At 68.3% G+C, this 12,792-nt stretch carries 7 protein-coding genes and 1 pseudogene; 7 read left to right on the top strand and 1 reads right to left on the bottom strand.

Annotated elements, in window-relative coordinates; genetic code table 11:
- Positions 1-348 (bottom strand): annotated as a pseudogene (locus tag QRO91_RS15605) (glutathione synthase); the annotation flags it as partial.
- Between the two features lie 240 nt (positions 349-588).
- Between QRO91_RS15605 and pilG the strand changes: the two are divergent.
- The 7 genes from pilG (at position 589) to QRO91_RS15570 (ending at position 12,434) form a co-directional block, all read left to right on the top strand.
- On the top strand, positions 589-990 hold the full coding sequence (gene pilG / locus QRO91_RS15600; RefSeq protein ID WP_005418455.1) for a twitching motility response regulator PilG: 402 nt from the start codon (positions 589-591) through the stop codon (positions 988-990).
- A gap of 18 nt (positions 991-1,008) precedes the next feature.
- A complete protein-coding gene (locus QRO91_RS15595) occupies positions 1,009-1,371 on the top strand; it encodes a response regulator transcription factor (protein WP_014648093.1) in 363 nt (120 codons plus the stop codon).
- Positions 1,371-1,901 (top strand): chemotaxis protein CheW, encoded by a 531-nt coding sequence (locus tag QRO91_RS15590; protein ID WP_049431795.1) that lies wholly within the window; start codon positions 1,371-1,373, stop codon positions 1,899-1,901. The genes QRO91_RS15595 and QRO91_RS15590 overlap by 1 nt, the downstream gene beginning before the upstream one ends.
- Positions 1,902-1,942: 41 nt before the next feature.
- Positions 1,943-3,979: a methyl-accepting chemotaxis protein gene (locus QRO91_RS15585; RefSeq protein ID WP_285310461.1), complete on the top strand. Its 2,037-nt coding sequence runs from the start codon at positions 1,943-1,945 to the stop codon at positions 3,977-3,979.
- A 100-nt stretch (positions 3,980-4,079) separates the two neighbouring features.
- Complete coding sequence (locus QRO91_RS15580) at positions 4,080-10,652, top strand: Hpt domain-containing protein (RefSeq protein WP_197620577.1); 6,573 nt, start codon at positions 4,080-4,082, stop codon at positions 10,650-10,652.
- On the top strand, positions 10,639-11,973 hold the full coding sequence (locus tag QRO91_RS15575; RefSeq protein ID WP_197620579.1) for a chemotaxis protein CheB: 1,335 nt from the start codon (positions 10,639-10,641) through the stop codon (positions 11,971-11,973). The genes QRO91_RS15580 and QRO91_RS15575 overlap by 14 nt, the downstream gene beginning before the upstream one ends.
- Positions 11,970-12,434 (top strand): chemotaxis protein CheW, encoded by a 465-nt coding sequence (locus tag QRO91_RS15570; RefSeq protein WP_005410712.1) that lies wholly within the window; start codon positions 11,970-11,972, stop codon positions 12,432-12,434. The genes QRO91_RS15575 and QRO91_RS15570 overlap by 4 nt, the downstream gene beginning before the upstream one ends.
- The last annotated feature ends 358 nt before the right edge of the window (positions 12,435-12,792 follow it).

The following is a 12,792-nucleotide window of genomic DNA, read 5'->3' as shown; positions in this document are numbered from 1 at the left end:
GTTGTTGACCACGCAGGCGCCGGCAGCTGCGGCCACGTCCAGCACCTGGGTGTCATAGATGTACTCGGCGTCGACCGGTGGGTCCTTGCGCATCAGCACGATCTGGCCGGGGCCGAATTCGGTGCGGCTGAATGCGCCCAGCTCATACCAGCCGGCCGGGTCGTCGCGCACCTGCAATGGCGCGGTCTGGGCCACCGCCACGCCGCCCTCCAGGGCCAGGCCGCCCGGACGCACGTAGTGCAGGGCATGGCCGCGGCGCTGGGCTTCCAGCAGCATGGCGAAGGTGGTGTCCTTGGCGATCTTGATGTGGGCGATGGGGTCCATCACCACGATGACGTTCAACGGCATGGGCGCACCTGTCAGGCAAGGCGTTGATGGTAGCGGCAACGCCGGTCGCGCGCCTCCCCGCCGTACTGCAACGCTGCGTCCGCCGGGCGCTCGCGCAGTCATTGCGAAACCCGTCACGTTCAGGAGGCCTCCATGCCCCACGCCGTGGGGCGGCCTTGAAGCGGGCGCGGAAAGTGCGATATAGATACGCTTTCGTAGCGGCCCCCGCCAGAGATCGGGCCGTGCGCTTGGGGATAGGCAATGACTGAAAACACGACTGCGGGCGGGGAACTCGCAGGACTCCGGGTGATGGTCATCGATGATTCGAAGACCATCCGCAGGACTGCGGAAACGCTGCTCAAGCGCGAAGGCTGCGAGGTGGTCACCGCCACCGACGGCTTCGAAGCGCTTGCGAAGATCGCAGACCAGCAACCGCAGATCATCTTCGTCGACATCATGATGCCGCGCCTGGACGGGTACCAGACCTGCGCGCTGATCAAGGGCAACCAGCTGTTCAAGGCGACCCCGGTCATCATGCTCTCGTCCAAGGATGGGCTGTTCGACAAGGCGCGGGGACGCATCGTCGGCTCGGAGCAATACCTGACGAAGCCTTTCACGCGTGAAGAACTGCTGGGTGCCATCCGCACATACGTCAACGCCTGACCAGGGGGGAAAGGCACAATGGCTCGTATCGTTCTGATCGAGGATTCACCGACCGACCGCGCGGTGTTCACCCAGTGGCTGCGCCGTGCCGGCCACGAGGTGCTGGAAGCGGACAACGCCGAGGATGGACTGCAGCTGGTGCGTGACCAGGCGCCACAGCTGGTGCTGATGGACGTGGTCCTGCCCGGCATGAGCGGCTTCCAGGCGACCCGGGCGATGGCCCGTGACGCAGCGATCAAGCACATCCCGGTGATCATCGTCAGCACCAAGGCGATGGAAACCGACAAGGCCTGGGGCCTGCGCCAGGGCGCGGCCGACTACATCGTCAAGCCGCCGCGCGAGGATGAACTGATCGCGCGGATCAACGAGCTGGTGGCCTGATGCGCTCGCCCTTCGACATCCTCGAAGCCTACGAACGGCGCAGCCTGGCCCACGCGGTGCAGCTGCCCGAACGGCAGTTCGCGCAGGATCTCTGGCGTGGCGTGGGGTACCGCGTCGGCCAGCGCCGGCTGGTGTCCGATTTCCGCGAAGTGGTGGAGATCGTGCCGATGCCGCCGGTCACCCCGGTGCCGTGCGCCCAGCCGTGGCTGCTGGGCGTGGGCAACCTGCGCGGCAACCTGTTCCCGGTGGTCGACCTGAAGTACTTCCTGGAAGGCACGCGTACCGTGCAGCAGGAAGGCCAGCGCGTGCTGATCATGCGCCAGGCCGGTGGCGACGTCGCGCTGACCATCGATGAACTGTTCGGCCAGCGCAGCTTTGAACTGGACCAGCAGATCGAAGCCGGCATGCTGGCCGAAGGGCGCTACGGCCATTTCGTCGATCGCGCCTTCCACGCCGACGGCCATGACTGGGGCGTGTTCTCGCTCTCGCTGCTGTCGCGCACCCCTGAATTCCGGCAAGCCGCGGCCTGAGGCCGGGCACCGCCCCCTGCATTGAAGATCGAGGTTGAACGATGAGTACTGCTTCGGACGCCACCAAATCCGGCAAGCTGCGGCTGGGCGGCAGCAACCTCTGGCTGTTCCTGCTGCTGGCATCGATGATCCTGTTCGGGGTCAACACCGGCGTCGCCACCTGGCAGGGCAGCCGCCTGGCCGACGCCGGCTCCAAGGCTGCCGACCTGCAGGTGCTGTCGCAGCAGCTGGCCAACCAGCGCCGTGATGCCGTCGGCGGCAACGCGCAGGCGTTCACCGCCTTCAAGGCGACCCGCAATGCGATCGAACAGAACGTGTCGACCCTGCAGGGACGCTACGGCAAGGAGCCGGGCGTATCCGGCGCGATCACCACGCTGGGTGAAACCTGGGCGCCGCTGGGCAAGCAGGCCGGGCAGCTGGTGGCCAGCGAGCCGGCGGTGCTGGCCCTGGCCGGCAACGCCAACAACTTCACCGGCGCGGTGCCGGGCCTGCAGGCCCAGCTGAACGAGCTGGTGCGCGCGATGTCAGCCTCGGGTGCTCCGTCGGCGCAGGTGTACAGCGCACTGCAGCAGGTGGTGGTGGCCGGTTCGATGGCCCGCCGCGTGACCGAAATGCGTGCCGGTGGCAGCGCCGCGGCCACCGCCGGTGACGCGCTGGCGCGTGACATCACCGTGTTCTCGCAGGTGCTCGACGGCCTGCGCAACGGCAACGAGGAACTGGGCATCACCGCCGTGCGCGGTGCCGCTGCCGTCGCCGCGCTGGAGCAGTCGCAGCAGAAGTGGCAGGCGATGAAGCAGGACGCCGACGCGATCCTGGCCAGCTCGCGCCAGCTGTTCGCCGCGCAGTCGGCGGCCACCGCGCTGGGCCAGGGTTCGGCGCACATGCTGGACGATAGCCGCAAGCTGTTCGAGGCGTTCTCCTCGTTCGGTTCGGTGTCCGATACCCGCCTGTTCCCGAATTTCTGGATCGGCGTGGTGTCCGGTGCGCTGTCGCTGATCGCGATCATCGGCTTTGTCTCCACCAACGTGCGCAGCCGCTCGCGCGAGCAGGAACTGCGTTACCAGACCCAGGTGGAATTCAACAGCCGCAACCAGCAGGCGATCATGCGGCTGCTGGACGAAATTTCCTCGCTCGGTGAGGGTGACCTGACGGTGAAGGCCTCGGTGACCGAGGACATGACGGGCGCGATCGCGGACGCAATCAATTACGCGGTCGACGAGCTGCGCCACCTGGTGACCACCATCAACGACACCTCGGCCAAGGTCGCGCTGTCCACCCAGGAAACCCAGGCCACCGCCATGCAGCTGGCAGAGGCGGCGGGCCACCAGGCCAACCAGATCACCTCGGCGTCGGACCGCATCGGCGAAATCGCGGCGAGCATCGAGCAGGTGTCGCGCAACTCGGCCGAATCGGCCGACGTGGCACAGCGCTCGGTGGTGATCGCCGCCGAGGGTGCCGGCGTGGTGCGCGAGACCATCCAGGGCATGGACCAGATCCGCGACCAGATCCAGGAAACCTCCAAGCGCATCAAGCGCCTGGGCGAGTCGTCGCAGGAAATCGGCTCGATCGTGGAACTGATCAACGACATTTCCGAGCAGACCAACATCCTGGCGTTGAACGCGGCGGTGCAGGCGGCTTCGGCCGGTGAAGCGGGTCGCGGTTTCGCGGTCGTGGCCGACGAAGTGCAGCGCCTGGCAGAACGCACCTCGGGTGCGACCCGACGCATCGAGAACCTGGTGCAGGCCATTCAGGCCGATACCAACGAAGCGGTCACCTCGATGGAACAGACCACCGCCGAAGTGGTGTCCGGTGCACGCCTGGCCGAGGACGCCGGCACCGCGCTGACCGAAATCGAGCGCGTGTCCAATGCACTGAACACCCTCATCAAGAACATCTCCATCGCCGCCCAGCAGCAGTCGGCCGCGGCCTCGGACATCACCCGCACCATGGGCGTGATCCGGCAGATCACCGGCCAGACCTCGCAGGGTGCCGGGCAGACCGCCGAATCGATCGGCCACCTCGCGCAACTGGCGGCCGACCTGCGTCGTTCGGTCGCCGACTTCAAGCTGCCGGCGTGACGCGGGCAGGGCGGCGAGCAAGGAACCAGTCGATGAAGCATTTCCATTCCCCACGCCAGAACTCGCGCGGCTTCCGCGCGGCGGCGAACGGAGCGCGTCCATGAGCAGTCTGCGCGATGCGATGAGCCATGCAGCGCTGGGCTGGGTCAAGCCCGAGCTGGACGAGACCCTGCGCCAGGTGCGCAACGAGGTCGAGTACTACGCGGAAGACCCGAGCGATGCCAGCCGCATGCGCATCTGCGCCGGCTACCTGCACCAGGTGCAGGGCACCCTGCGCATGGTCGAGCTGTACGCGCCGGCGATGGTGGCCGAGGAGCTTGAACAGCTGGCCCATGCCATCGGCGCCGGTGGCGTGGCGGACCGGGATGAAGCCTGCGCGACCCTGATGCGCGGCAGCGTGCTGCTGCCCGACTACCTGGAGCGCCTGCAGAACGGTCATCGCGACATTCCGATCGTGTTGATGCCGTTGCTCAACGAGATCCGCGCCGCGCGTGGCGAGGAAGGCGTGCATGACAGCGTGCTGCTGGCGTTCGCGCCGGACAGCGTCACCGCCACCGAGGCCGAACTGGACCATGCGCGTGGCAGTCTGAGCGGGCGCAACCGCGAACTGCTCGACACCGTTGGCAGCGCGGTGAAGGAAGAACTGCTGCGCATCAAGGACGCACTGGACCTGCACCTGCGTACCGGCGGTGCGCCGGAACAGCTGCAGACCCAGGCCAATGAACTGGGCGCGGTGGCCGATACGCTGGGCATGATGGGCCTGGGCGTGGCCCGCGGCGTGGTCGTGCAGCAGCGTGATGCACTGCGTGGCGTGGTCGAAGGCCGCCAGCAGATCGATGAGAACCTGCTGCTGGATATCGCCGGTGCGCTGCTCTACGTGGATGCCTCGCTGGATGACCAGGTCGCCCATCTGGGCGCCGGCGGCAGTGGCGAGGACGATCCGAGCGCAGTGGAGAACCGGCGCACGGTAGAGGTACTGGCCCATGAGGCCATCGCCAACTTCGCCGCCGCCCGCGAGCATTTCGTCGCGTTCATCGAAACCGGCTGGCACCACGCTGAGCTGCAGGACGTGCCGCGCCTGCTGGGCGACGTCTCCGGCGCGCTGCGCATGCTCGACCTGGGTACCGCTGCCGACTACCTGCGCGGTGTGCAGCAGTACATCGAGGCCGAGCTGATTGGCCGCCAGCGCGTGCCGAGCGGCCGCCAGCTGGACACCCTGGCCGACGCCATGGCCAGCCTGGAGTACTACCTGGAAGCCCTGCGCGACCGTCGTCCGGGCCGCGAGGACATCCTCGACATCACCCGCAGCAGCCTCGAGGCGCTGCGCTACTGGCCGCTGCCGGACCGCGATGCGGGCGAGCCGGCACTGTTTGCGCCGCAGGCCATCGAGCGTGAGCCGGTTTCGCTGCTGGCCACGGCACTGCAGCCGGAGCACATCGAGATCCCGGTACAGTCGGCGGCACCGGCACCCGGTGAGGTGCCGGTACCGCTGCCGGACTTCACCTTCGATCCGCCACCGGCCACGCCTTCGACGGCGGCGGTCGACAACAGCCTGATGTTCGGTGGGCTGGGGTCCGACGCCTCCGCGCCGCTGTCGCTGCATGACGAGGCGGATGCACCGCTGGTCTTTGCTGCTTCCAGTGCACCGGCGCCCGAGGTCCCGCAATGGGATCTGGCACCGTTCCATCCGGAGGCCGATCCGCTCGCACCAGCGGACGATGAGCGCAGCCCGACGTTTGCCAGCTTCGATCCGGTCAGTTTCGAACAGGTCGATGCAGGGCAGGGGGCCGCCACGCAGTGGACGCTGCCGGTGCAGTCCAGTGCAACGGCTGGCCTGGACGTCGAAGACGCCGCCGACGCGACGCTGTCCATCGAGACCGGCACGCATGCCGCACCGGTGTTCGACCCGGTGGCCGCCGAGCATGATGCGGTTTCTGCAAGCGACGACGTGGTGTTCCGTTTCGACGCCGACTCGCTGGATAACGCCGACGATGTGCTCTCGCTGCACGCGATGGAAACGTTGTCGCTGGACGACGCTGCCGGGCTGCATCCGTTGCTGGAGAGCGTCGATGCCACCGCCCCTGTGGTGGTGGAAGAGAACCCTGTTGCCGCAGAACCGGACATCACCCCTGTGGATGTGCCGGTGGAAGCGCCCGCGTCGCTTGCCGATGCGCCGGCAGCGGCGGTGTCGGTGATCGACATCGACACCATCGCGCCGATTGATTTCAGCGAAGCCGACGCGCAGTTCTTTGCCGAGCTGAGCGCTGCGGCCGCGGACTTCAATCCGCAGGCGACCCCAACGCCGGCCGATGCGCAAGCGCCGGTCGCCGTGGGCGACGCGGAAGGTACAGAAGCCGGCTTCGAGGCGGGCTTCGACGACGATGCCGAGAACATCGACGAGGACATCCGCGAGGTGTTCCTGGAAGAGTTCGACGACGAACTGGCCAACCTCGGTACGTTGCTGCCGGCATGGCGCATGCAGCCGGACAACATGGACCGTCTGCGTCCTATCCGCCGCATCTTCCACACGCTCAAGGGCAGTGGCCGACTGGTCGGTGCACGCACCCTGGGTGAATTCGCGTGGAAGATCGAGGGCATGCTCAACCGCGTGCTCGACGGCAGCCGCCCGGCGACGCCAGCCGTGCTGGCCATGGTCGACAACGCGCATGCCGCGCTGCCGCAGCTGAACGCCGCTCTGCGCCATGGCCAGCGGATCAGCGTGGACCTGCAGGCGATGCAGGCCATTGCCGATCGCGTCGGCGCGGGTGAGGAAACCTATTACGTACCGCTGCCGGTTGCGGCTGCTCCCGCCGCACCGGTGGTCGAAGTCGATGGCGAGGACGAGATCAGCCGCATCCTCGAAGCCGAAGCAATGGCGTCGGTGGAGGCTGAAGCCGATGCGGACCCGGCGCCCGAAGCACTGGGCACGCCGGCCAACATCGACAGCGTACTGCGCGAGATCCTGGAAGCCGAAGTGGAAGTCCACCAGGCGACCCTGCAGGACTGGCTGCGCTCGGCGCAGCAGGCGCCGCAGCCGGTCAGCGACGCGCTGCTGCGCGCGGTGCACACCATGAACGGCGCCTTCGCGATGACCGAAGTGCCGGAAATCACTGCCGTTACCGGCGGTGCCGAGTCCTACATCAAGCGTGCGCTGGCTGCAGACGTGGTGCCGGGCGACGAGGGCGTGGCTGCGCTGGATGCGACCGCGCAGGCGATCACCGCGACCATGGAAGCGCTGCAGGCCGAACAGCCGCGCATCACCCCGCAGGAAGCGCTGGTGCAGCGCCTGCAGGCGCTGGCCGGTGAACTGCCGGAAGCGCGCTGGCCGATGGTCGGGCTGGAGGCCGACGACGAGGATCTGGCGCTGGAGGCCGGGGAGACTGGTCCTGCGTTCGAAGCTGCTGCGCCCGGGATCGAACCTGCCGGGCCCGAGCTGGAACCGCTTGCCGCCGATGTGCAGGCCGCCGGGACCGCGGGCGCGATCGGCACAGGCCTCGATGTCGGCGAATTGACCGGCAGCGATGATCTGTCGCGATACTTCGATGCCGGATGGCCATTGGTACCGGGTGAAGGCGAAGCCATCGCCGAGGACATCGGATCGATTGAATCGATCCAGCCCGTCGAGGGCGAGCCGGTTGTTGCGACGACCGACGTGGACGCCGCAGCGACGCCGGTCGCGGAGGCCGATCTGACCGCCGCGGACGACCTGTCGCCCTACCTCGACGCCCGCGCGCTGCCGGTGGATGACCGCGACGCCGATGAGATGCCGGTGTCCGTGGAGGTTGACGCAATCGACCTGAATACGTCGATGTCCGCTGACCTGGGCGATGCCGACGCCAGCCTCGATGACGACGCTGCTGCACTGCCACTCGACAGCGAGCTGTCGAGCCTGCAGGATGAAATGGCTGCGCCGGGTTTTGCAGAACCGGTCACGCTGGCAGCCGCGCTCGAGGCCGGCCTGCACGTGATCGACGAAGAGCAGACCCTGGACGACGACGGGCAATGGCCCGTGCTCGGCCTCCAGGCCAGCGAACTCGCGCCGGGCGAGGCGGAAGCCTTTGCCGAGGATGCGGACGTCGGCGGGGAGGCGGCGGTCGGCGAAGGAGAGAGCGCCGATCAGCCGTCCCCGGCGACGGTGAATGAGGTGAGCGCGACCGAAGCACTGCAGGCCTCCGCCGAGCCGGTGCGGTTCTTCGAACTGGAAGATGCACCGGGGCAGGGCGAGGTCCAGGCCGATGTCGAGGCCGGCGCCGTGGCGCGTTCCCCGCTCCACGAAGAAGCCTCCGCTCTGGAAGACAACGCGGACGGCGCCGATGCGCTCGATTTCAGTGTTTATGACCGCGAGCTGGTCGACATCTTCGTCGAGGAAGGCAAGGATCTGCTTGACCACTGCGACGGCCTGATCAGCGAACTGCGCGATGCGCCGCAGGATCGAGAGGTACTGGCCGGCCTGCAGCGTGACCTGCACACCCTGAAGGGTGGCGCACGCATGGCCGGCATCAATGCCATCGGCGATCTGGGCCACAGCATCGAATCCCTGCTGGAAGCCGTGGCGGCCGGTCGCACCGAGATCGAACGCCGCGACGTGCAGCTGCTGGAGCGCGGCTTCGACCGTCTGCACCAGCTGCTCACGCGCACCGGTGCCCACCGCGTGGTGGAGCCCGCACAGGATCTGGTGGAGGCCTTCGAGGTCCGCACCACCACCGATATCGCGGCGGCCGCTGTGGCCGCGCGTGCGGCCAGCGAGGCCGAGGCTGTGCCGGCACAGGCTGAGGGCCCGCTGGCGTCGCCGGCCGATGCCCCGCTGTCGGCACCGCTGCCGGCCGAAGGCGTGGCCGACGAAGACCCGTCGGCCCGTCCGCAGCAGGAACAGGTGCGCGTGCGCGCCGACCTGCTCGACCGCCTGGTCAACCACGCCGGTGAAGTGGCGATCTACCGTTCGCGCCTGGAACAGCAGCTCGGCGCCTTCCGTGGCGCCATGGGCGAACTGGAGCGCACCAATGCGCGTCTTCGCGACCAGCTGCGCCGCCTCGACCTGGAAACCGAGGCGCAGATCGTCGCCCGCTACCAGCGCGAGCAGGACCAGGCTGACCAGAAGTTCGATCCGCTGGAACTGGACCGTTTCTCCACCCTGCAGCAGCTCAGCCGTGCGCTGAACGAGTCCGCTGCCGACCTTGGCGGCCTGCAGGGCGTGCTGGACGATCTGTCGCGCCAGTACGATTCGCTGTTGCAGCAGCAGTCGCGCGTCAGCTCGGAACTGCAGGACGGCCTGATGCGTGCGCGCATGGTGCCGTTCGATGGCCTGGTGCCGCGCCTGCGCCGCGTGGTCCGCCAATCCGGCATGGATACCGGCAAGCAGGTCCACCTGACCTTGGAAGGCACTCACGGCGAACTGGACCGCAACGTCCTCGATCGCATGGTCGCGCCGCTGGAGCACATGCTGCGCAACTCCGTGGCCCATGGCCTGGAAGCGCCGGAACAGCGCCGCGCCGCTGGCAAGCCGGAGGAGGGCGAGATCGCCATCCGCCTGCACCGCGAAGGCTCGGAGATCGTGCTGGAAGTGGCTGACGACGGTGCCGGCCTGGACCGCGAAGCGATCCGCCGCCGCGCCATCGACCGTGGCCTGCTGGCCGCCGATGCGCAGCCGAACGAGCAGGAACTGGACAACCTGATCTTCGCCTCCGGTTTCACCACCGCCGACCAGGTCAGCCAGCTGGCAGGCCGAGGCGTGGGCATGGACGTGGTGCGCAACGAAGTGCGCCAGCTGGGTGGTTCGGTCGACATCCAGTCGGTGCGTGGCCAGGGCGTGCGCTTCACCCTGCGCCTGCCGCAGACGCTGGCCGTCACCCAGGCGGTGTTCGTGCAGATCGGCGAAACCACCTTTGCGGTGCCGGTCGCCTCGGTCAGTGGCATCGGCCGCCTGTCGCGCGAGCGTTTCGAAGCGGCCGACAGCAGCTATCGCTACAGCGGCGAGGACTATCCGCTGTACGACCTCGGCAGCCTGGTCGGGCAGGCTCCGGCGCGTGCCGATGGCCAGGACCAGGTGCCGCTGCTGCTGGTCCGTGCGGGTGACCTGCGTGCCGCCGTGGCGATCGACCAGGTGCTGGGCAACCGCGAAATCGTGGTCAAGCCGGTCGGCCTGCAGATCGCTTCGGTGCCGGGCATCTATGGCGCCACCATCACCGGCGATGGCCGCGTGGTGGTGATCCTGGACGTGGCACCGCTGGTGCGCCGCTTCCTCGCCAACCCGACGCTGCCGGTGCTGGCCAACGCCCCGCGCCAGGAGCGCCAGGTGCCGCTGGTGATGGTGGTGGACGACTCGCTGACCATGCGCAAGGTCACCGGGCGCATCCTCGAACGCCACAACTTCGAGGTCAGTGTCGCCCGCGACGGCGTGGAAGCACTGGAGCGCCTGGAAGAGCGTGTGCCCGACCTGATGCTGCTGGACATCGAGATGCCGCGCATGGATGGCTACGAGCTTGCCACCGCGATGCGTGCCGACCCGCGCTACAAGGACGTGCCGATCGTGATGATCACCTCGCGCAGCGGCGACAAGCACCGCCAGCGTGCCTTCGAGATCGGCGTGCAGCGCTACCTGGGCAAGCCGTACCAGGAGCTGGACCTGATGCGTAACGTGTACGACCTGCTGGGGATCGCCCGTGTCCGTGAGTGAAGCCCAGGCGGCTCCGGCCGTCGCCCTGCTGGCCCGCCCTGGCGCGGCGCGCGAGCGCCTGCGCGAAGCGTTGTCGCACGCCGATGTGCAGCTGGTGCTGGAAGACGACCCGAACGTCCTGGAGCCTCAGCTCCTGCAGGACGCGCGTCCACAGTTCGTGGTGATCGCGCTGGAGGCGGCCATCGAGGATGCTCTGGAACGGCTTGAAGCGGTGCTGTCCGCACCGGGCCTGACCCTGGTCTTCGACGAGGCCGAACTCGCGGCGCGCCGTGATGGTTGGGAGGCACAGCGCTGGGGCCGCCACCTGGCCGCCAAGCTGCACGGTCACCAGCAGGTGCTGCCGCCGGGTGCGGAAGACGAACCCGCCCTGCAGCTGGAACCGGGTCACCCGGCACCGCCGCCGGCACCACGGGAAGAAGCGCTTCAGCCGCATCTGGACCAGGCGTTGAGCTGGGCGGACGAAGTGCCGGCGGACAGCCTGTATGCGCCACCGGCGCACCTGCACGAACCGATCGCGCTGGAGCAGGCACTGGCCGCGCTGCAGCCGGTCGTGCCGGAGCCGCTGGAGGCAGCGCCGATGCAGCCGGTCGCCACGCCGGCCGCACCGGTTACGCCGCCGGTATCCTTCGACCACACCGCGTGGTCGCTGGTCGATGACGTGGCAGACGTACCCGCGGCCACCGGCCACAGCGCCGCGGTGGAAGCGCCGCTGCCATCCTTCGATACCGATCACCTCAGCCTGGTGGACCTGGACGCTGCGGCGCCTGCGGGCGCACGTGCCGCCTCGCTGCTGGTGCTGGCCGGCATTGGTGGCCCGGACGCGCTGCGCCGCCTGCTCGGCGCGCTGCCGTCGTCGCTGAGCGTACCGGTGCTGGTGCACATGCGCCTGGATGGCGGCCGCTACGGCAACCTGGTCAAGCAGATGGCACGCGTGTCGCCGTTGCCGGTGCAGCTGGCCGAAGCCGGCCAGCGGGCCGTCCCCGGTGAGGTGCACGTGCTGGCCGATGACATCGGCGTAAGCGTGACCGCCGACGGCCTGCATTTCCTAAGCGATGCGCAGGGTATCTCGCTGGCCGCGCTGCCGGCGGAACATACTGCGCTGGTGCTGCTCAGCGGCGCCGACCTGGCCCATGTCGGGCCGGCACTGGACCTTGCCGCAGCCGGTGCCTGGGTGGCCGGCCAGGTGGGCGAGGGCTGCTACGACCCCGCCGCGGCGACGGCCGTGGTGGCTGCCGGCATGGTGGCCGGCGAACCGCAGGACCTGGCGCAGGCGATTGCCGCGCGCTGGGGCGAGCAGGACGACAACGGAGACGCACCATGAGCTATGCCAGCAATGACGAAATCCGCGGCGTCCTGATCCAGGCCGGCAACGAGCGCGTGCTGCTGCCCAATGCCACTGTGGCCGAAATGATGTCGCGGGTGCCGGTACAGCCGGTCTCCGATGCACCGCGCTGGCTGGTCGGCGAGATCGGCTGGCACGGCTGGCAGGTGCCGCTGGTGTCGTTCGCGCGGCTTTCCGGGCTGGGCGAGGAAGCGGTGGGCGGCCACAACAAAGTGGTGGTGCTGAAGGCACTGAGCGGCAACGCTCAGCGCCCGTACTACGCGCTGCTGACGCAGAATTTCCCGCAGTTGATCTCGGTGCCGCGCGATGGCCTGCTGGCCGATGCTTCCGAGGAAACCCTGCCGCAGATCGTGCACATGCGCGTGCTGCTGGGTGAGCAGAGCGCGCTGCTGCCGAACCTGGACGCGCTGGAAGCCGCGCTGGATTCGCTGGCGGCCTGATCCACCAGACCGGTAGTGCCGGCCGCTGGCCGGCACCGAGCCAAGCATGGCTCGGCTCCACAAGGAAACTGCAATCTGGCGCCGGCCCTGTAGAGCCGAGCCCACGCTCGGCTGCTGCCTTGGACGCGCTGGTCGCGGTAGTGGGGGGGGGGGGGGGGGGGGGGGGGCGCCCCCCCCCCCCCCCCCCCCCCCCCCCCCCCCCCCCCCCCAAAAAAAAAAAAACACAAAAAAAAAAAAAAACACACAAAACCACCCTCCCACCCCGCACCGCCCCCCCCCTCGCGTGGGAGTGGGGCGGCGGGCGGTCGCCGTGCAATTTTATTTTTATAAAAAAAATAAAAACACACAACAACACAAA

The sequence above is a fragment of the Stenotrophomonas maltophilia group sp. Smal32 genome (assembly GCF_030237085.1).
In the GTDB taxonomy this organism is placed as follows: domain Bacteria; phylum Pseudomonadota; class Gammaproteobacteria; order Xanthomonadales; family Xanthomonadaceae; genus Stenotrophomonas; species Stenotrophomonas maltophilia_Q.
Note: the sequence above shows the minus strand (reverse complement) of the source record. Positions and strands in the feature narration are given on the sequence as shown.